At 45.7% G+C, this 21060-nt stretch carries 19 protein-coding genes; 12 read left to right on the top strand and 7 right to left on the bottom strand.

Features of this window, described 5'->3' with window-relative positions; genetic code table 11:
* Positions 1-80 precede the first annotated feature (80 nt).
* Positions 81-1460: an aspartate aminotransferase family protein gene (locus tag R8O11_RS05715; protein WP_025768031.1), complete on the bottom strand. Its 1380-nt coding sequence runs from the start codon at positions 1458-1460 to the stop codon at positions 81-83.
* Positions 1461-1486: 26 nt separating this feature from the next.
* Positions 1487-2590 carry a 2-aminoethylphosphonate--pyruvate transaminase gene (gene phnW / locus R8O11_RS05710; protein WP_318193984.1) on the bottom strand — a complete coding sequence of 368 codons (1104 nt, stop codon included), beginning with the start codon at positions 2588-2590 and terminating at the stop codon, positions 1487-1489.
* Positions 2591-2856: 266 nt separating this feature from the next.
* Here phnW and R8O11_RS05705 point away from each other — a divergent pair, with 266 nt between their 5' ends.
* The 5 genes from R8O11_RS05705 to R8O11_RS05685 all read left to right on the top strand — a co-directional run bounded on the left by R8O11_RS05705 (position 2857) and on the right by R8O11_RS05685 (position 8653).
* Complete coding sequence (locus R8O11_RS05705) at positions 2857-3867, top strand: putative 2-aminoethylphosphonate ABC transporter substrate-binding protein (RefSeq protein WP_005384363.1); 1011 nt, start codon at positions 2857-2859, stop codon at positions 3865-3867.
* A gap of 260 nt (positions 3868-4127) precedes the next feature.
* Positions 4128-5234, top strand: a complete 1107-nt coding sequence (locus R8O11_RS05700; protein WP_239932336.1) for a putative 2-aminoethylphosphonate ABC transporter ATP-binding protein — start codon at positions 4128-4130, stop codon at positions 5232-5234.
* An 8-nt stretch (positions 5235-5242) separates the two neighbouring features.
* On the top strand, positions 5243-6967 hold the full coding sequence (locus R8O11_RS05695) for a putative 2-aminoethylphosphonate ABC transporter permease subunit (RefSeq protein WP_318193983.1): 1725 nt from the start codon (positions 5243-5245) through the stop codon (positions 6965-6967).
* A gap of 9 nt (positions 6968-6976) precedes the next feature.
* A complete protein-coding gene (phnR, locus tag R8O11_RS05690) occupies positions 6977-7681 on the top strand; it encodes a phosphonate utilization transcriptional regulator PhnR (protein WP_005442366.1) in 705 nt (234 codons plus the stop codon).
* Between the two features lie 66 nt (positions 7682-7747).
* Positions 7748-8653: an EamA family transporter gene (locus R8O11_RS05685; RefSeq protein ID WP_047102800.1), complete on the top strand. Its 906-nt coding sequence runs from the start codon at positions 7748-7750 to the stop codon at positions 8651-8653.
* Positions 8654-8721: 68 nt separating this feature from the next.
* Here the strand turns inward: R8O11_RS05685 and R8O11_RS05680 are convergent, their stop codons facing one another.
* Both R8O11_RS05680 and R8O11_RS05675 read right to left on the bottom strand, forming a co-directional pair.
* On the bottom strand, positions 8722-9273 hold the full coding sequence (locus R8O11_RS05680) for an outer membrane beta-barrel protein (RefSeq protein ID WP_005374044.1): 552 nt from the start codon (positions 9271-9273) through the stop codon (positions 8722-8724).
* 12 nt (positions 9274-9285) lie between these two features.
* Entirely contained in the window at positions 9286-10212 is a 927-nt protein-coding gene (locus R8O11_RS05675) for a VirK/YbjX family protein (RefSeq protein WP_005384371.1), read from the bottom strand.
* A gap of 412 nt (positions 10213-10624) precedes the next feature.
* Between R8O11_RS05675 and R8O11_RS05670 the strand changes: the two genes are divergently transcribed.
* From R8O11_RS05670 to R8O11_RS05650, 5 genes are all read left to right on the top strand, one after another.
* Positions 10625-10984, top strand: a complete 360-nt coding sequence (locus tag R8O11_RS05670) for a DUF3316 domain-containing protein (RefSeq protein ID WP_017819758.1) — start codon at positions 10625-10627, stop codon at positions 10982-10984.
* A 219-nt stretch (positions 10985-11203) separates the two neighbouring features.
* Positions 11204-12604 carry an FAD-dependent oxidoreductase gene (locus tag R8O11_RS05665; protein ID WP_318193982.1) on the top strand — a complete coding sequence of 467 codons (1401 nt, stop codon included), beginning with the start codon at positions 11204-11206 and terminating at the stop codon, positions 12602-12604.
* 113 nt (positions 12605-12717) lie between these two features.
* Positions 12718-13842, top strand: a complete 1125-nt coding sequence (locus R8O11_RS05660) for a M14-type cytosolic carboxypeptidase (protein WP_318193981.1) — start codon at positions 12718-12720, stop codon at positions 13840-13842.
* Between the two features lie 455 nt (positions 13843-14297).
* Entirely contained in the window at positions 14298-15278 is a 981-nt protein-coding gene (locus R8O11_RS05655; protein WP_005374035.1) for an OmpA family protein, read from the top strand.
* Between the two features lie 200 nt (positions 15279-15478).
* Positions 15479-16348: a LysR substrate-binding domain-containing protein gene (locus tag R8O11_RS05650; RefSeq protein WP_005374033.1), complete on the top strand. Its 870-nt coding sequence runs from the start codon at positions 15479-15481 to the stop codon at positions 16346-16348.
* Between the two features lie 68 nt (positions 16349-16416).
* Here R8O11_RS05650 and R8O11_RS05645 read toward each other — a convergent pair whose 3' ends face one another.
* Positions 16417-17292: a LysR family transcriptional regulator gene (locus R8O11_RS05645; RefSeq protein ID WP_005374031.1), complete on the bottom strand. Its 876-nt coding sequence runs from the start codon at positions 17290-17292 to the stop codon at positions 16417-16419.
* Between the two features lie 248 nt (positions 17293-17540).
* On the opposite strand from R8O11_RS05645, the gene R8O11_RS05640 reads away from it, so the two are divergent.
* Positions 17541-17777 (top strand): hypothetical protein, encoded by a 237-nt coding sequence (locus tag R8O11_RS05640; protein WP_017819763.1) that lies wholly within the window; start codon positions 17541-17543, stop codon positions 17775-17777.
* A gap of 121 nt (positions 17778-17898) precedes the next feature.
* On the opposite strand, the gene R8O11_RS05635 is transcribed toward R8O11_RS05640, so the two are convergent.
* Positions 17899-19269 carry an L-serine ammonia-lyase gene (locus R8O11_RS05635; protein WP_017819764.1) on the bottom strand — a complete coding sequence of 457 codons (1371 nt, stop codon included), beginning with the start codon at positions 19267-19269 and terminating at the stop codon, positions 17899-17901.
* A 131-nt stretch (positions 19270-19400) separates the two neighbouring features.
* Between R8O11_RS05635 and R8O11_RS05630 the strand changes: the two genes are divergently transcribed.
* Positions 19401-20243: a YdcF family protein gene (locus R8O11_RS05630; RefSeq protein WP_258480753.1), complete on the top strand. Its 843-nt coding sequence runs from the start codon at positions 19401-19403 to the stop codon at positions 20241-20243.
* Here the strand turns inward: R8O11_RS05630 and R8O11_RS05625 are convergent.
* Positions 20233-20889, bottom strand: coding sequence for a hypothetical protein (locus R8O11_RS05625; RefSeq protein ID WP_005374025.1), 657 nt, complete (start codon positions 20887-20889; stop codon positions 20233-20235). The two genes, R8O11_RS05630 and R8O11_RS05625, sit on opposite strands and share 11 nt — an antisense overlap.
* Positions 20890-21060: the final 171 nt, after the last annotated feature.

Genomic DNA, 21060 nt, shown 5'->3' with positions numbered 1-21060 from the left:
TTTTTCTTGCTTGCCAGAGCGCTGCCTACACGTTGGAACCGCGCTCTGGATAAATTGGTTTTTGTTGAGGTCTATCGACCCTAAATGTAGTTAAAGTCTTTACACACTTTGGCGATGGCTTCTTCGAAGATCGCCAACGCTTCTGTCAGTTGTTCGCGAGTGATGATCAGCGGTGGGCTGAGTTGAATCACATTGCCTTGCGATACCTTGAAGCTCACGCCGTTATTGAGGCATTGGTACAGCACGGCTTCTGCTTCGTCATAGGCGCGCGCTTTGCTCTCTTGGTCAGTGACCAACTCAATACCCCACAACATGCCGATGCCACGCACATCGCCAATCACTGGGTACTTGGCTTTCATCTCTAGCAGCTTTTCACGCATGAACTGGCTGTCGGCTTTGGCTTTATCTAGCAAGCCGTCTTGCTCAATGGCTTCCATGGTTGCCAATGCTGCAGCACAACCGATAGGGCTTTTCTCATGAGTGTAATGACCCATGGAGATTTGCTCAGCAGTGTTGTATTTGTCTTTGGTCACCATGGCTGCGATAGGCACTAAGCCTCCGCCCAAACCTTTACCGATGCAGAGCATATCTGGCTCGATGTCATAGGCTTGGTAGGTAAACCATTCACCGCTGCGACCCATGCCGTTAGGGATGTCGTCGATGATCAACATGACATTGTGTTTGTCACAGATTTCACGGATGCGTTTCCAGTAGGCTTTGCTCGGCACTTGTACATCCGTGTTGCGAACCGCTTCTGCGATAAACGCGCCCACGCCACCTTCTTTCTCAATCACGTACTCAAGGTAGTCGGCGTAATGTACGTCGCTGCCGTCCGCGACTGGAAAAGCGCCTCGGTAAGACACTGCTGGTGGAATGCGTTCAACACCTGCCATTAATGGTCCCATTCCTTGACGAAAACACGCTTCGCCGCCCACTGAGATGGCATCCAATGATGCGCCGTGGAAGGAATCCCACAGAGACACCACCTTGTAGTTGCCCGTGATATGGCGCGCTAGTTTAAGTGCCATGCCCACTGCAGATGTGCCACCCGGCGCAAACAGCACGCGATTCAATTCGCCGCCACATATTTGGGTAAGTTTTTCGGCACACTCAATCGCGGTCTCGTTGGTAAAACGACGTGGTGAAAACGGCAGTTTGGCAATTTGCTCTTGCACACGTTTAATCACATGCGGATGACCGTAGCCCAACTGATGGACGTTATTGCCATGGAAGTCCATGTACTTTTTGCCGGTGGCGTTTTGGATGTAGATGCCTTCTGCTGCTTCCAAGGTATCTAAGCAAGGCGTTGACATGGCTTGATGAAGAAAGACCTCCGAATCACGCTTCAACAAAGCTTGCGTGCGTTCGTCGTCCATCGATGCATTCCAAGCTTGGCGCGCTGGTGTCGTGTTGACATCACCTTCGCTGCGGAAATGGGTCGGTTTGATATTCTGAGTCATAACGCTCTCTCAATCAGAAGGCTGCTTTAAGCAACTTGCCAGTACATTGCTTTTTCAATCGCACCGATTAAGCGCTCGATATCTGCTGGGTAAACTTCGCCAATGTTGCCGATGCGGAAGCAATCTGCGTTCGATACTTTACCCGGATAAATCACGAAGCCTTGCTCTTTCAAACGCGTGTAGAACGCTTTGAATTGGTAATCACTGTGAGTTGGAGAGTAGAAAGAGGTGATGATTGGCGAGTGAAGGTCATCACTCAGTAGCGGTTCGAAACCCAAAGAGCGCATACCTGCAACCAGTGTTTTCTGGTTAGTTTGGTAGCGGTTATGACGAGCCTCAATGCCGCCTTCTTGTTCCAGTTCTAGCAATGCTTGGTAGAAAGCGCGAACTGTGTGCGTTGGAGACGTGAAACGCCATTTGCCGTGGTTCACTTCCATGCAGTGCCACTGGTCGTAAAGATCAAGGCTCAAAGAACGTGCCTGACCTTGGCACTTTTCGAGCTCAGTTTGTTTTGCAATCACAAAGCCAAAACCCGGTACGCCTTGAATACATTTGTTCGCTGAGCTGATCATAAAATCGATGCCTAGCTCTGCGATATCGATAGGAATGCCACCAAAGCTCGACATGGCATCGAGAATCACCACTTTACCGTGTGCTTTCGCTGCAGAAGCAAATGCCTCAATTGGGTTAAGCATGCCAGTGGTTGTCTCACAGTGAACAATTGCCACGTGTGTGATAGCAGGATCCGATGCCAATGCAGTTTCCACCTCGTTCAAGTGTGGCTGTGATGTTTCGCCTGGGGAAACTACATGGCATGGAATATTTAGGTAATCAGCGATCTGAGCGATACGCGCACCGTAAGCGCCGTTGTCGACAACCAACAACTTCCCACCTTTGCCAATGGCACTGCCAATCGTTGCTTCTACTGATGCGGTGCCGCTACCTTGCATTAGTACGCTGGTGTAGCCGTCTTGCTCCGTCGCTAGTTTTACAAGCTTAGTGCGGATCACTTCTACAATGTCTTTGTTGTATTCATCATCCCAAGTACACCAGTCTTTTAGCATGGCTTCACGTACTGTTTCAGAAGTAGATAGAGGACCTGGAGTCAGTAGTAGGTATTCGTTTTTCATCTCGATTTCCATCAGAATAGTCTAATTGGTCTACACCAAATTTCAAGCTCACTCTAGCGAGGAAGAAAAGGGCAGTAAATAGGCGAATATCCAATTTCATAAAACTTTAATATCCAGAAAATGGCGGATCAATTGAACAATTATTCATCGCAAATTTTCGTAAAACTGCCATTTAATGGTCATGAATTCGTCATAAAGGCTCAGTAGGGTGTATATCGTCAACTGGTACAGACCAAATGGAAACTTAGCCAAATTAACTGGAGAAAATGATGAAAAACCGTTTGATGAAAGGATCGCTGGCTGCACTTGTCTCTCTGCTAGCTACGAATGCAATGGCAGCACAGGAAGTCACGGTTTACACCGCTTTCGAAACTGACATTCTTGCTAAATACAAGTCTGCGTTTGAGAAAGATAACCCAGATATCAAGATTAAGTGGGTTCGCGATTCCACCGGTATCATGACGGCGAAGTTGCTGGCAGAAAAGAACAACCCTCAAGCGGAAGTGGTTTGGGGTCTTGCTGGCTCGTCAATGGCACTGCTTAAAGATGAAGGTCTTCTTAAGCCTTACACACCAAAAGGTTTGGAAGAGCTGCACGCGAACCTAAACGACCCTCAATCAAACCAAGCTTGGTTTGGTAACGATGCGTTCTTTAACGCAGTTTGTTTCAACGAAGCGGTAGCGAAACAACTTAACCTACCGAAACCAACGTCTTGGGAAGACCTCACAAAGCCGGTTTACAAAGGTCACATTGCAATGCCGAACCCAGCGTCTTCCGGCACTGGCTACATGCAGGTTTCTGCTTGGTTACAAAACATGGGTGAAGATCAAGCATGGAACTATATGCGTGACCTAGACAAGAACATTGCACACTACACGCACTCTGGCTCTAAGCCATGTGTTCAAGCGGGCATGGGTGAAGTGGCTATCGGTATTTCGATGGCAAGCCGCGGCGCGAAGTTGAAAACACAAGGCGCGCCACTAGCGGTGATCACACCAAAAGGCATCGGTTGGGAATCAGAAGCCGTTGGTCTAGTAAAAGAGTCGGATGCAGCGAAACGTGTTGTCGACTGGTCAATCTCTAAAGCGGCAAACGAGCTTTACGTAGAAATGTATCCGGTGGTTGCACATAAAGAAGTGAAAGCGACTGTGTCTAACTTCCCTAATGTTCAAGAGAACATGGCGAAGATGGACTTCGCGCAAATGGGCAGTAAGCGTGCAGAGATTCTAGCAGCATGGTCTGAGAAGTTCGATGCGAAATCAGAGCCAAAATCTTAATTGAATTTGCTTTGAGTTGAATGCTGAAATCCACCTCGGTTGAGGTGGATTTTTTGTTTTCTCTGTTATTTCAGAGTTTGCTGCAAGTAGATTCCTAGTCTCACCTAGGTTCGCTGGAATGACGGACTTAAGAAAGTCGGGAATCTCTAATTACCACTCTCATCTCCCTTCATCTATTTGTCATCTTCTGGCTATAAATTTGTCATTGGAACGTAACACTCCAAAACTAAAGTTGGTATATACCATTTGGAGCGTGTGTTATGTCAACTAACCAACATTACCTAAATATCGAAAATGTAGTGAAGCAATTCGGACAGTTCACTGCATTAAAGAAAATCTCGCTAGCGATTGAAAAGGGCGAGTTCGTTTGTTTTCTTGGCCCTTCTGGCTGCGGTAAAACCACTCTATTACGTGCTATTGCAGGTTTAGACTTGCCAACGTCTGGTGCGATTTTTCAAAACGGTCAAGAGACCACATTCTTGCCACCAGAGAAGCGCGATTTCGGCATTGTATTCCAATCTTACGCGCTGTTTCCGAACCTTACCGTGCAAGAGAACATTGCGGTGGGTTTGAAGAACCAAGGCATGTCGACCAAAGAAGCGTTAGAGAAGGTGGATTACTGGCTAGAAACCATTGGTCTTCCAACCTCTGGCGAGAAATTCCCTAACCAACTTTCTGGTGGTCAACAGCAACGTGTTGCTTTGGCTCGTGCACTGGCGCTATCTCCGGGTCTACTGCTACTTGATGAGCCGCTGTCAGCGCTAGATGCAAAAGTACGTGTTCACTTACGTGACGAGATTTGTAAGCTGCAACGTAAGCTTGGCATCACCACTATCATGGTTACGCACGATCAGGACGAAGCGCTGTCGATGGCGGATCGTATCGTGGTAATGAACCATGGCGTGATTGAGCAAGTTGGCACACCTCAAGAGATCTACCAACAACCAGCAACGCGCTTTGTCGCTGAGTTTGTCGGCAGCATGAACTTTATTGAAACCTCAGTCGCAACGGACTCCCAAGTACGAATTGCAGAAACCTTGATGCCAGCGCCAAGCTTGACCAATCGTAAGATCCAACGTGGTGACCGCTTCGACCTTGCGGTGCGTCCTGAAAGCATCAAGTTCGTTGAAAACTACACCAACTCTTTACCAGTGCGAGTTACCGCAACCGAGTTTTTGGGGGCGTTTTTCCGTATTGATTGCGTATTGCAAAACGACAGCTCAACGAAAACCATCGTCGTGGATGTGCCTGTGGAAACGGTTCAAAAACTCAATATCAAGGCGGGCGATGTACGTTACGTCCAGTTTGCTGAAGAAGGGCTGCATGGTTACGCCGTGCCCTCGGTTGATAAAGCGTTAGCAGCGTAGGTGTAAACATGGATGCGAAGACAATGACGATGAATAGCCTGACCACACAAGACAAAGCAAAATCCTTACTCGGACGTGTTAGCCGCGACAACCTTGTGTTGTTTGGTTTGCTCGCTGGCTTGTCGACCATGATGGTGCTTTTCATCTTAATGCCGCTTTGGGCAATGTTGACCAAGAGTGTGCAAAATGCCAATGGCGAATTTGTCGGTCTGGCAAACTTTGCGACGTACTTTTCTTCTTCAAGCTTGTGGGTGTCGGTAGGCAACACCTTCACTTTGGGCGTGATAGTGACCTCGGTAGTCGGTGTGCTTGCGTTTGGTTATGCCTACGCGCTAACTCGTTCATGTATGCCGTTTAAAGGTTTGTTTCAAATCCTAGGCACTGCGCCGATCCTCGCGCCTTCGTTGCTACCAGCGATCAGTTTAATCTTCCTTTTCGGTAATCAAGGCATTGCCAAAGAGATGCTGTTAGGAAGCTCGATTTACGGCGTGATTGGTATCTCGATGGGTTTGATTTTCTGGACCTTTCCTCATGCATTGATGATTTTGACCACTTCGCTGCGCACTTCAGATGCCCGTTTGTATGAAGCAGCCCGCGCACTTAAAACCTCACCAATCAAAACTTTCTTTATGGTGACGTTACCTGCGGCGAAATACGGTTTGATCAGTACGCTTATCGTCGTCTTTACACTGGTTATCACGGACTTTGGTGTGCCGAAAGTGATTGGTGGCAGCTATAACGTTCTGGCGACTGACATCTTCAAGCAAGTTGTGGGACAGCAAAACTTTGCCATGGGTGCGGTGACCAGCATTATGCTTCTATTTCCTGCGGTAATGGCGTTCGGCGCAGACCGCTGGGTTCAGAAAAAGCAAAAGAGCTTATTTGACACTCGCTCGGTGCCTTATCAGCCAGAACCTAACAAAGCGCGCGACAGCATTTGTTTGGTTTACTGCAGCACCATTTCTATCGCAGTGTTGGCAGTGCTAGGCATGGCGGTGTATGGCTCGTTAGTTACGTTCTGGCCTTGGAACAAAGCGCTGACGCTAAACAACTACAACTTTGCCGAAATGAGCACTTACGGTTGGAGCCCATTCTTCAACTCGCTAACACTTGCAGGTTGGACGGCAGTTATTGGTACAGCCATCATCTTTGTCGGTGCTTACTGCATTGAGAAAGGGCGTGCGTTTGGTCCAATTCGCCAAGTGATGCAAATGCTTAGCGTGGTGCCAATGGCGGTTCCGGGTATGGTGCTTGGTTTGGGTTACATCTTTTACTTCAACGATGCGAACAATCCTCTAAACGTACTTTATGGCACCATGGCATTCTTGGTAATTAACACGGTAGTGCATTACTACACAGTAGGTCACATGACCGCCCTGACAGCTCTAAAGCAGTTGCCATCGGAGATTGAAGCCACGGCGGCATCGGTGAAGCTTCCTCAATACAAGTTGTTCTTTAAAGTGACATTACCTGTGTGTTTACCTGCGATTTTGGACATTGCGACTTACTTGTTTGTTAATGCATTGACCACCACTTCTGCGGTAGTATTCCTTTACTCAACCGATACGATTCCGGCTTCGGTCTCGATTCTGAATATGGACGATGCAGGTCAAACTGGCGCTGCAGCGGCAATGGCTGTCATGATCATGATGGCTGCCGCAATTGCGAAGATTGTTCAGATGACTTTGGGTAAATTGTTAGAAAATCGCACACAAGCTTGGCGCAAAAGATAAGGACACTTCGTGCAATACGTAAAAATTAAAGATTCGATTGTTGAACAGATTGAAGCGGGCATGCTATCACCGCGTCAGAAATTGCCTGCGGAGCGCAAGTTGGCGGAGTCGTTCGACACAACCCGAGTTACGTTGCGCGAAGCGTTGTCGTTATTGGAAGCCGAAGGGAGAATTTATCGTGAAGATCGCAGAGGCTGGTTTATTTCACCTGAGCCACTACGCTACGACCCTACTCAAACACTTAATTTTCCGAACATGGCGAAAGCGCAAAATCGTGTGCCAAAAACGGAGTTGGTCGCAGCAAAAGGAACCTTGGCAAACAAACAAGCCGCGCGCTTGCTGGACTTGCAGCCTTTCTCGGACGTGTATCGAGTCGACCGTGTGCGATACCTTGAAGATAGACCTGTGGTATTCGTAACAAACTACATTCGCCCAGAGCTGTTTCCGAACCTGCTGGACTACGATTTATCAAATTCACTGACGGACATTTACCGCGATCATTATGGCGTGACGTATCAAAAGATTCGCTACCGCATTTCAACCAGTACTTTGTTGGGTGAAATGGCTCAGGCATTGCGTGCGACAGCCGGTACGCCAGCGATGGTAGTGGAGCGCATCAACTACAACCAGCATGGTGAGTTGATTGATTGCGATATCGAGTATTGGCGACACGATGCCATCAGCATTGAATCTCTGGCGGAACTCAATCGTTAAGTGGATTTTCTCATTATCTAAGGCTCCATCTCGGGGCCTTTATTTTATTCAGACAGGAACATTGAAATGGATTTGTTGGCGATTGGTCTCGTCGTTTTTTCTGCTGTTCTCCATGCGGGTTGGAATATCCTTGGTAAAAGCAACTCAGGCTCTGGACTCGCGTTTACTATGGCCGCCAGCTTTTCTGCATGTTTCATTCTTACCCCTTATTTGATTTGGTATTTGGCAACCATTGGCTGGACATCATTACCGAGTGAGTTTTGGGGGTTGCTGTTCATTAGCGGCATTTCACAAATGGTTTATCTGGTTGGTTTGATTGTCGCTTATAAGCATGCTGACGTGGGTGTGGTTTATCCCATTGCTCGGGCACTGCCAGTGATGATGGTCGGCGCAATCAGTGTGGCATTGGGACATGAATTATCCAGTCAGCAGTGGCTTGGGTTCTTGCTGATTACCCTTGGTTGTATGCTGGTGCCACTGACGAATTTTCGTCAAATGACATTGGGCTCCTATTTGAACGTCGGTGTGTTCTGGGCATTGATTGCCGCAATAGGCACAACGGGTTACTCGGTAGTCGATAAAGAAGCGCTGAGTTTACTCACAGGACAAGCATCAGAGATCTTGAATGATCAGTACAGTGCAATCTTCTACTTGGGCGTGCAGTTTTGGGCAATTGGTATTCCTGCCCTTGTGTGGTGCTTGGTTACGGACAAGCCAGATGAGATTAAGACAGCGTGGCAGATCCGCAAAACAGCCAGCATGGCAGGGGTAATGATGGCATCCACCTACGGCTTGGTGCTGTTTGCGATGACCATGACCGACAACGTGAGTTTGGTCGTAGCACTAAGGCAAATCAGCATTGTGTTTGGATTGTTTATGGGGATTTGGTTTCTGTCTGAGAAATGGTATCTCACCCGAGGGCTTGGCGTTACTTCTATCGTGGCGGGGATCATTCTCGCGCTTGCGTATTGACCTATATTCACGAAAAAAGGCAGCGAATGAGCCTCTCGCTGCCTTTTGTATTAACTTGTAAGCCTTGTTTAAAAACGCAGTTGCGCACCAAACATCACGCCGCTAGAGTCAAAATCGCTGTTTTTTGAGTACACATATTCTGCATTCAAACCAAAGTGTTTATAGCTCCAGCCGATACCGCCAGCCGCTTCACCTCCGACACTTGAGTGTTCGATGTTCTTGCTCTGACCGTTCACTTTATAAGTGTATTCGAGAGTGTAGAGAGTGACACCTGCCTTGCCGTACAGTTCGAAACCTGAACCCAGAGGATAGCTAGCATAGCCACTCAAGCGAGGTCCGGAGAAGCTCGTATCGGTGACTTCTGAAATCGGACTCACGAGTATCGAGCCGATACCGTCAAACGCGCCTTTATAACCTGCTTCAATACCAAAGTTATGTGTTGGCATGTAGCGGTAATATATTTCACCTAAGAACATGTCGCCTGATTCTTTGCTTGTCGGAGCATCGTAGTTCACATCGCCATAGCCAATGTTTGTACCTATGATGTGCTCACTGGTTTCTGCATTGGCTGACAAAGAAAAAGCCGACAACACTAAAGCAGTAATGAATGAATAACGCATGAACGCTTCTCCTTAGCTTTTAGCTTGCTCGCCTTTTAATATTTGTTCGAAAGTGATCTTGGTGTTGTCTAGCCATTCATAACGGCGACGATACATCGAACGCTTAGAGCGCGACATGCCTTCGATATCTCGACGGGGTGCATTTACATCAATTGAGTAAAAATGACGATTGTATTCGGTGCCGCCCAATTCTTGCCAGAGTGCATCGTAATCCGTTTTGATTCGCCCTTTGCTGTAGCGCTTAGCTGCGTAAGTATGGGACTGCGTTTTCACTGCTAGAATCGTGTTCACTTCCCAAATTTGTGCGAGCAAAGTGAGCAAGCTCACCATCAAGCTTTTTGGTCTCTGTCCGTAAAGCTTACGAGTTAGCTTTTTAATTTTCGCGTTGTTTTCTTCACTGCTTCGCGGTCCTTGTAAGCCGCCAATCATAATGCTGCGTCCAGATTCGATGTGACCGAGCGTAAAAGAGAGCGTGTAGAAGTTGCCATCTTCAGCGCTGTGCAGCACTAGGCTCATGTCGCCTTCTTTTTGATAACGTGCTTCGTATACTAATCTCACCGAGTACAGTATTTCGTCAATTTCAAAAGAGGCTAATGTTAGGCCTTTCGAGTCTGTGTAGATTTCTTCGATTGTTTGTTTAGAAAACAGTTCTGAAATCGTTTTATAGTGATCAACCACCAAGTTAGAACGATCGAACGCTGAGTTGTTTTTGATGATATACGGACGAAACGGTTTCTCTAAAAACCGATGCGTACGTGTACAAAGCAACTCTAACAATGACGATTCAATATTGTCTGAAAGGTGCTTAAATGCACGTTTGTAATAAAGCGCACGTAAGATGAACTTAGCTCTGTAGGTCCAAATTGGCTTGTAGACATCAGCATAATCATCTGAGTAAATCGATTTGCTATGGTAAAAAATGGATTTGTTCGCGGTCATTTTCACTCCAGATTAACTTGTGCTCAATAGCGACAATTAAGAACCGACGGACGAGCAGCGAAGAACCCGAAAAGGAGGAATGCAAAGCACGACTGAAAAGAGGTGGTTTTTGCTGTGTCCGACGTTTGTGTAAGGTTTTGAACACTGTTCTTTTGCTGAAATTCTAAGAGAAAATTGACCTTAGGTATTGTATGGTTTGGTAAGGAAGTGTCAGGTTGAAACCCATTGTTCAAAAGAAAGAAAATGCGAATGTCGGCTGAATATGACGTTGAGTTGCTAAGTTAATGTGAAATAAGTTGAACGAAAATTGAACATTATTTGAAATTGTTTTGACGTGTTTTAGGTCTTTATACGTACCTTATAAGTATCGAGCCAATTTTGGCCCGATGTAAAGGTAAGTAAGGAGAGGTTTATGAAACGCTTAACAACTTTAGCAAGTACGATTGCTCTGATTGCTGCACCTTCTATGGCTCTTGCTGGTGGTTATCAGTGGACAAACGATACCGAAACTATCCATGGCGACGTAATGGATAGCAAACAAGCGGCTTATGAAATGGGCCGAGACATGATCCAAAGCTACCAAAATAAATCATCTGGACAACTCCGTGATGAGTTTACGAGCCTTACAACGTATGTTGATCGCCAATCGTTTTCTATCACTGACTCAAAAGTCATGGTAAATGAGTTCTTGCAAAGTGACGGGCAAGTTGTTTACCAGCCTATTCTCAATGTTCAATACGAGTACCGCATGCGTGATACCGGTAAATACTAACCAGTAAGACGGACTTGAATTGTTTACCACTAATATTTTTTGCTGTTTGTTTTGGGGAGCCACGAGCTCCCCATTTTGTTTTTGTCGAAAGCGAAAATTTTCACACTCTCAGTGCAACATTTTCTATCGCTCAGCGTTAGATTTTCTTGCTCGTTGATTGTCATCATCGTTTGTAAAGTGTTTGCGGAAATGGATGTAACGCACTAACGAGGATACCCGATGACACATCATTCATATTGGTTCAAGCAGGCAATTGAAGCTGAGCAACCAGAAACGCCACAACCGTTACAGCAGAACATTAATACTGACGTTGCGATTGTTGGTGGCGGATACACCGGACTTTGGACCGCGATTATGATTAAGCAGCAATCTCCGGAAAAAAAGGTAGTCGTGATTGAAAAAGGCCTTTGTGGCAGTGGTGCATCGGGCGCAAACGGCGGTTGTATGCTGACTTGGTCTACCAAGTTTCCGACATTGAAACGGTTATTCGGTGAAGAACATGCTGCTTGGTTAGTAAAAGAGTCGGAACAAGCAGTGCTAGAGATTGACGACTTTTGTCAGCAGCACAACATCGATGCGCACTTATCGTTGAAAGGGGTTTATTACACTTCAACCAATCAGGCTCAAACTGGGGGAATGCAGCCAGTTGTGGACGAGTTAAAGCGATTAGAAGTGAACAGTTGGCGTCGTTGCTCGGTGGAGGAACTGCGTGCCAATGCGGGTTCACCTCGACATATAGAAGGCTTTCACTCTCCAGTTGCAGCCAGCGTTCAACCTGCATTATTAGTGAGGGGGTTACGCCGTGTTGCTATTGATCTGGGTGTAGAAGTTTATGAGAACACGCCGATGACGCGTCTAGATTATGGAAAACCTGCCATTGTCTGTACACCTAAAGGAAACATTCAAGCGCAGCAGGTGGTATTGGCATTAAATGCATGGATGGTGGAGCAGTTTAAACAGTTCAAAAACAGTATCGTGGTGGTTTCTTCCGACATGGTGATCACCAAGCCGCTTGGTGATTCACTACCTCTATCTGGTTGGCAGGCAGGTTTTAGCGTGTTGGATTCACGTATCTTCGTCCACTATTACCGAGATACGCCAGATGGCCGTTTGATGTTGGGGAAAGGCGGCAATCAGTTTTCTTTCAATAACCAAGTTGACGCAATGTTTAACAAGCCAACACGCTACCAAGGTCTACTGCGCAAGTCGTTCGATAAGTTGTTTCCTCATTTGAGAGGGGAGGAGTTTGCTTATTCATGGACGGGGGGCTCTGATCGTTCTGCTACTGGTTTCCCTTTTTTCGGCGAGCTAGATAAACAGAGCAATATCTTTTACGGATTTGGTTATTCAGGCAATGGTGTAGCGCAGACTCGAATGGGCGGAAAAATCTTATCTTCGTTGGCATTGGGAATCGATAATGAATGGACGAAAAGCGGTTTAGCCAAAGGGCCGTTGGGGCATTTCCCGCCAGAGCCATTCCGTTGGACGGGAGCAATGATGGTACGCAACGCGGTACGTCGCAAAGAGGAAGCAGAAGATAACGAGCAGACGCCATTCATCTGGGATAAGTGGCTAGCAAAACTCGCGGGACCAGCAGGCAAAGCGGATAAGCTTGACTAAACTGAAGACTTTAGCCACAAACGAGACAGTTTGCAGTGAAAGTCATTGGGGCGCGATGAAGCCTTGTGTTAGCCTCTGTCTTTCAAGCTCAGATTTAAAAGGTGAGTCATAAAATGAAAGTATTCAGCAACTTCGATAGCGGCAGCATTCACGTAGTGAAAGCGGACGACAAAAACGACATCCAACTCAAAATTCCTAACGACAATATGTCGGAATTCTACCAGTGGTTCCACTTCCGTCTTGAGACAGAAGCTGAGCAATCGCACACCATCAAATTGCTTGATTTGGCTAAATCGGCTTATCCAGAAGGATGGCAAGGTTACGATGTGGTTGCGTCTTACGATCGTGAAGAATGGTTCCGAGTACCGGCAGAGTTCGATGGCGACACGCTGACTTTCACTGTAATCCCTGAGCGCAGCTCAATTAACTTCGCGTACTTTGCGCCATACACGTACGATCGTCATTTAGACTTGTTACACATGGCACAAAGCGCGCACCACTGCCAACTTGAAACACTAGGCCACACATTAGACGGCAACGACATGAGCTTGCTTACTTTCGGTGAGCCAGAAGAAGGTAAAAAGAAAATCTGGATGATTGCACGTCAGCACCCAGGTGAGACAATGGCGGAATGGTTCATGGAAGGTATGATCCAACGTCTGTTAGATGAAAACGACACGGTTGCGCGTGCATTGCTTGAAAAAGCGGTGCTTTACGTCGTACCAAACATGAACCCAGACGGTGGTATTCGCGGTCACTTGCGTACCAACGCAGTAGGCGTAAACCTAAATCGTGAATGGCAAACGCCATCAATGGAAAAGAGCCCAGAAGTCTACCTTGTGCGTCAGCGCATGCTGGAAACGGGTGTTGACATGTTTTTAGATATTCATGGCGATGAAGCGATTCCGTATAACTTCGTCGCTGGCTCAGAAGGTATTCCTTCTTACGATGAAAATCTTGCCGCTTTAGAGACATCATTTAAGCAAGCGTTACTGACTATTACGCCAGAGTTCCAAGATGAGATTGGTTACGATAAAGATGAGCCTGGTAAAGCGAATTTGACGGTCGGTTCAAATTGGGTTGCAGAGCAGTTCAAATGCTTGTCTTACACAATCGAAATGCCATTTAAAGATAACAACAATCACCCAGATCAACTTTACGGTTGGTCTCCTGAGCGTAGTGTCTTGTTTGGACAAGATGTATTAGCTGCAACGTTAACCGTAGCGGATAAAATTTAGCGCGACGAGTTAACGCTTTTTCATTATTTCGAAAACAGCTCATTTTAAATGAGCTGTTTTTTTGTGCTCTCCATATCCACGCTCCCCTGTAAAAATTTGTTGCCATTCACAAGCTTAAATGATGATTCTTAAATTTGAGAAAGTGGCTTTTTATGGTGATTTGCGTCACAGAAAGTTGGCTTCTTTGTGATATTCTCCGCAACGAATTGACTATGGCTAAACCAACGCAACGAACTTTATTTTTCGGTTGGGTATGCGGATGAAGCTCATGAATAGATGGTCTTGAGGTTACCTTTTTCCGTTTTACGTCATTGGCGTTTGAATATCATTTTTGATTCTTTCCTACGCTATTTAGCTATTTCTATTCGAAGAAAAGAGAAAGTTACGGCTTCATATTTTACGGCAGTATGCTGCCGCGGTGTGTTGCTTTGTGTACAAGAAAAAGGAAAAGAATAATGAAAAAAATCGCTATAGCAGTGGCTACTGTACTTGCTGGTGGTGTGATCTCAAACGTTGCACTTGCTGACACTTACATGGGCGGTAAAGTAGGTTACAACTCTCTAAACGATGCGTGTTACCTAAACGAACCTTGTGACGACGACAGTTTTGCAGCATCTATGCACTTAGGCTACAGCTTCAACAAGTACGTTGCAGCAGAGTATGGTGTTGATTACCTTGGTGACTTCACTGCAAACTTCAAAAAGCCTGGCCTAAACACCGTTGATGGTGATCTTTGGGCGTTGACGCTTGCTCCTAAATTTAACCTACCGCTAACGGATTCTTGGAATCTATTCGCGAAAGTTGGTGCTGCATACATGATGGCTGGTGACGAGAAAGATTTCGTACCAACTGGCTCTCTGGGTGCTGAATACCAAATCAACTACAACTGGAGCCTACGTGCTGAATACCAACGCTACCAAGATATGTCTGATGATGTAATTGAAGACATGGATTCAGATTTCTTCGGTATCGGTTTCAACTACAAGTTTGGTTCTGAGCCTGTCGTTCAAGAAAAAGCCGTTGAAGAGGTGGTAGAAGCACGTCCTGCAACACGCATTGTAGATCACGTTTACCCTGCTCAAACAACAGCGACAGTACAATTCGACTTAGAAAGTGCAGAAGTGAAAGACGCGTCGAACCTTTCTGGTACCGTTGATTTGATGAATACTTACCCACAAGCTCAAGTTGAGATCACGGGTTACAGCGATACGACAGGTTCTGCTGCTTACAACAAGCAACTCACAGAAAAACGTGCGAAAGCCGTTGCTGACGAGTTCCAAGCAAAAGGTATTGCGGCTGAGCGTATGACAGTGAAAGGCATGGGTGAAGCTAACCCAGTGGCAAGCAACGAGACACGTCAAGGTCGTCAAATGAACCGTCGTGTTGAAGTGGTTGTTCCTGCGTTTGAATACCAAACAACTGAAAAAGCAGAATAATTCCTGCTTAAGATAAAGTTCCAAAAGCCAGCGTGTATCACGCTGGCTTTTTTGATCCCGCTTAACAAACTAAGTAGTTGTGTAGAAACATAATTATATCGGGACGCTTTGACATGTGCTCAACATACGTAAACTCAGCACCTTCATCAATTTGTCATCACCAGTTCATAGCATGACAGCCAAGTGTTTGGGAGAATTATATGCAAAGTTTACCGCCGCTCAATTTGCTCCGAGCCTTTGAAGCCACGGCGCGACTACAGAGTTTTACAAAAGCCGCAGAGGAGCTAAATGTGACTCGTGCGGCCGTAAGCCAACAGGTGAAATCGCTAGAGTCACAGCTCAATGCGACGTTATTCGTGCGCAAGGGCACTCACCTTACGCTGACCTGCTCCGCACAAGAATACTGGCCTGTGGTTAATCATGTGCTTCAAACATTATCGACCACGACGCAGCATTTATTTACTCGTCCCAAGAATACGCAAGTTAACTTACATGTCGCTCACAGCTTTTGCTCTCAGTGGTTAATGCCAAGATTGGCTGATTTTCAGCGACAATTCCCAGACATTTCCTTTAAAGTCTCGACAACTGCTAATACAGTTCCAAACGCCAGTGCGATTGCGGATATCGAAATTATTAACGGAGATGGAGATTGGCAAGAGCAAGAAGCCATACGATTAACCCAAGAAAACTGGATTGTTGTCGCAAGCCCCGGCTTTATGCATTTAAACCCGATAAATGACCTCTCGCAGTTAGCTAAAGCGCCTAAAATCTGTACTAGCGGTTATCATGAATCTTGGCAAGAGTGGCTTACGCACCAAGGTTATCAAGGGAAGGTGAGCAAAGTCGTCGCCGAGTTTGAACACTCATTGCTTGCTATTCATGCTGCGATTAATCAACTTGGCGTGTTGCTGGTAAGAGACTTTCTTGTTGAGGATGAGCTGCAACAGGGCGTATTAGTCCAGGCTGGAAATTGGCATATGCCAAGTTCTGGTGCACATTATATGATGGTTCGAGCATCCGAAAAATCACACGTAAACACCTTTGCTCAATGGTTAATACAGAGTCTTTAATGTTCGTTCAGCGAGTAAGTAGAGCGCATGTGTGGTTTGGCTATTATTAGCAGTAGCAAGTCATCAGTCTAGGACTGAGCGACATGCTTAATGACATCTAATAACCACTGATTTACCGGAGCTTGCTGTTGAGAGCGACGACAGCTCATCACGTAGCGAACATCAAGCTCTAGCCCAGCAGGAAGCGCGATACTCCGGCAACCCTTAGGAACATGTCCACTCATCGTTATGCCAAAATGATTCGTTTGCAGAAGCACTTTTTTAATCATCGCTGGATGCTCAATTTCCACTTTAGGCGTGGTTCTAAAACCCATATGTTTGAGCCTTTCCAACACTGGGTATCGGTAGTCGTTCCATCCCGGCGTTTTAAAAAGTATAAAAGGGTATTCTTCTAGTTCTTGGGAGTTTTGAGCGGGATGATCTTGTCGAACAAAAAATACCGCTTTTCCTCGCCCTAGCTCGGTCTGAACAATTGACTGTGGCAGATCTTCATCAAAGTAATGAATCGCAATGGCGTTTTCACCGTCAATTAATCGTTTTTTTGCTTCGCTACCCCAGCGCAAACATGAGAATTTTGCTTCTGGAGCGTGCTTTAGTAACTCCAAGTAAAACTTGTCACCGAAGTACTCCCAAAACAATGTGTTGGCATAAATAGTGATTGAGCCGTCAAAATGAGCTGGTGAAAAATGCTGTGGTTTGATGGAATCAATGCTGTTGAGTATTTGCTCAAAATGCGTAATGTTCGCTTCCACAAAAGCTGTTGGTTCAAAGCCATTTTTGGTCTGAACGAATAGCGGATCATTGAGCTGAGTTTTCATCTTAGTCAGATTTTTGCTGATTGCTCCTGACGTTTTACCGAGTGATTCTGCGACTAACCGGACGTTACGTAGCTCATACATCCGTTTTAATACCAAAATATTTTGAATATCCAGATTAACGCTCATACATTCTCTCGCTTGGCGTTTGTCGACAAATCATATCGCTGAATTTCTTAAGAAAAGACAACGCTCGGTCAATTTAAGTTGCTGCCTTATCCCTGATTTATTGAAGGTAACGATAAGTTATTCTTGGTTACATCAGTTTATTAGCATGGATTTCCATTTGGTAAATAATGGCTTTCCTCGTATGAGCGCGTTTCTGTTGTTACAGTTTTTCCACCGAAAGAAAGTAAGAACGATAATAGAGGTGATGTATGAAAAAACTAATCGCACTTGTTTTGATGATTTGCTCAACAAACGTAGCATTTGCTGGCGATGGGTCATACACGGGCACGATTGATATGACGATGGCAACGAAAAATCAGGTTGACGTAGAGCGTGCAGATTCTCAATTGACGCTGAAGGGTCGCAATGAAATGGCCTATGGCGGTGTAACAATCCATTCGGATGCTGCAACTCAAAAAATTGAACTTCGTGGTCGACGTGATTAATCGAATAGTTTCTTGTTAAGAAAATGCCGCGAAGAACGCGGCATTTCTATATGTAATATCATCAGATCACAATTACCAGATAAGCGTATGGTGAGAAGCTAAGCACAATGACCACTTGCCATTATTCGCATGGCGGTGCCATATGAATGACAGCTAAGCCCCCCAAAGAGGTTTCACGGTATTTTTTATTCATATCTTTACCAGTCTGATACATGGTTTCGATAACTTTATCTAACGAAATTAAGCATTTACTTGTGCGCTTTAATGCCATACGCGATGCATTAATCGCTTTCATTGCTCCCATGGCATTTCTTTCAATACAAGGTACTTGAACCAAGCCGCCAATCGGGTCACAAGTCATACCCAATGAATGCTCCATCGCAATTTCCGCAGCAATACAAATCTGCTCGTTACTGCCCCCTCTTAGCGCTGTTAAGCCAGCGGCAGCCATGGATGAAGAAACCCCAACTTCTCCCTGACACCCCACTTCTGCACCAGAAATTGACGCGTTAGTTTTATATAAGATACCGATAGCGCCGGCGACTGCGAGAAAGTCTTTTAGCTGTTTAACATCGAGCTCTTTGATGAAGCGATGGTAGTACATCAATACCGCCGGAATCACCCCTGCTGCGCCATTCGTTGGAGAAGTAACGACTTGCCCTCCTGCTGCATTTTCTTCACTAACCGCAAAGGCGAAGAGATTGATCCAATCCATGATCTCCATCGGATCGTTTTCAACTGCAGCGTTGGCTTCGAGCTTTTTCAAAAGGTTTGGTGCTCGACGAGTGACATTTAGACCACCTTCCAAAATCCCTTCCGTATCGAAGCCACGTTGCATGCAGAGCGACATCACTTTCCAAATTTGCTCTGCTCTTTGGTTAATTTCTTCGTCTGAGCGAAATGCGAGTTCGTTTTGGAGGATCATGCCTCCCAAGCTGAAACCGTTCGTCTCGGCTTTTTCCAGCATCTCATCTGCGGATGTAAACGGAAATGGTACTGCGACCTCATCTTGTTGCGTGCCGTTCTCTAGTTCGTCGGCGGTGGCGATGAATCCGCCCCCAATGGAGTAATAAATTTCAAACGCTACTTGATCTCCAGCAGCGTCTAATGCCGTAATCGTCATGCCATTTTCATGCAAGGGAAGGTTGTCGCTATGAAAGACGATGTCATGGTCGTAGCTAAACTCAATTTGGTGTGTACCGGCGAGCATGAGCGTATTATTGTCTATGGTATTTTGTAGCGCACTTTTGGCACTGCTCATTTTGATGGTATCAGGTTTATTTCCCATCAAACCAAGGACCGTGGCTCGGTCTGTATGGTGCCCTCGACCTGTCAGTGACAATGAGCCATAAAGGTCCACTTGCACCCGATGCACTTTCGCCATAGAGTCGCTAACTAGCTGAGTGAAATGGAATCCGGCAAGCATAGGACCATTAGTATGGGAGCTGGATGGCCCGACACCAATTTTAAATATATCGAAAATCGACAGCATAATTGACTTCCTTTAGCAGTGAACCTTTATAAAGGTCTCTAGAACAGTGTTGTTAACTAGATGTTAAAGCTTGTGGGTCGGGAGTGAAAGAAGATTTTTGTAACACTGCCAACTAAGCGCGAGATTTTAAAATGAAGTTAGACAACATCGTCATCGTTTTAGGTAAACGCCTCGTCAATAACAGGTTGACCTCTGAGGGCATAACAAGAGTCGAAGCTTTGTCTTGTAGGACTGCATCACTACCGATAGAGCGAACGGTGATTGTTTTTTGTGGCGGAGTAACGCAAGGACAAAGCGTTTCTGAAGCAGAGGCGATGTACGCGTATTTTAGAGCCCTAAACACAGACTCTGTGAATCCGTTCCCTGAAAGTCATATACTCTTAGAAACGGAGTCGTTGAACACGTTTCAAAACATGCGTTATGTTTCCCAAGTTTTGTGCAAACGTGGGTTGTTCGAGTTATGGTCGGGGCATCCGGTTGAGGTTATCTTGCTGTCTAATGACTACCACCTCGAACGAATCATTGATATCCAGAATTTGATGGATGAGCAAGGCTTATTACGAGTACTTAAATCCGATTGCGAATCCATGGGGGTGACCCTCAATATTCCACTGAATATCAGCAAACATATTAGCGTGCCATACCCACATAAAGGGCTTATGGCGGAGACATTCTTGCTACTCGATGAACTCACAACCTACCGAGTTTATTTAGAAGGGGTCAAGCATGGCGCATTTTTCCGAGATTTATCAATTGTCCGAAAAAAGCCACTTATGATCGCAAGAGATACTATTCACAAATTGCTCTCTTTACCGCTCGATAAAGAGGCTTTGCAACATATTGAAGAAATGAAAAAGGCCGTCGAAATGACGGCCTTGGATGAATCTGTAGGTGCTGCGGAAAAGGCATTAAGTATCTTCCATCCGATACTGACGGCATTGAACCGTCGCTTTGACCCAGAGTCTATTCATTAAGCTCGCGTTTTGTGCGGACGGCGCTTAATGCGATCAAACAGTAGCAAAGCAGTTCTATACCTTCTTCTGAGATATTTTTAACATCACGGATGTAATTTTCGTCCATCACTTGTTGCCAAAAACTACCCATACCATACAAACGAGAGAAGACTAATAATAGCATTACAGCACCAACTAATAGCTTCATATGTGGCACCGTTAAAATGGTCGCCATTTCGTTCATGGTACCTTTACCACCTTGGTAAGCTTTGGCGCAAGCCAGTGCGGTGACAGCAAGTGCTGGGAAAACCCAAGAGCCATGATGAATCATGTCTGTCCAATAGTCCGTTTCGCGAATAATCAGTACTGCAAAAAATCCTGCAATCAAAATAGCCGCATGCTTTAGCTGAGGCTGTTGTTTCGATAAGCTGAAAAACGACCATGATGCAATAGCAAGCATCACAAGCTGGAGCGTTTCTGTAACGGAAAGCTCGCCAAGGCTTGATCCCAACACGACATAATCAAGACGAAGACTAAGGTTAACGAGAATACTTATAGCGACAATCATCAAGGCGTTTAAACTCGATTTATAAATAATGCGCTTTGATTTTTCAGTAACAACGTTGCTTGGGGCTGACTCGGCTTCTTTTACTATTTGTGTTTTCATCTTGCTCACCTGTCCCAGAAAATGTGGAAGAAATGTGAATTAGTGTGATCTGTGTTTGGAATTTTATTGTCCAAGTGGAAAGTTATGTCAGGGGAATGTCAAGAATAGAACACTGTTCGATATAGGGTCGATGTGCGGTAAAGTCAGAGATATGTAAAAACAACGTAAGAA

Source organism: Vibrio sp. 1288, assembly GCF_033344475.1.
Note: the sequence above shows the minus strand (reverse complement) of the source record. Positions and strands in the feature narration are given on the sequence as shown.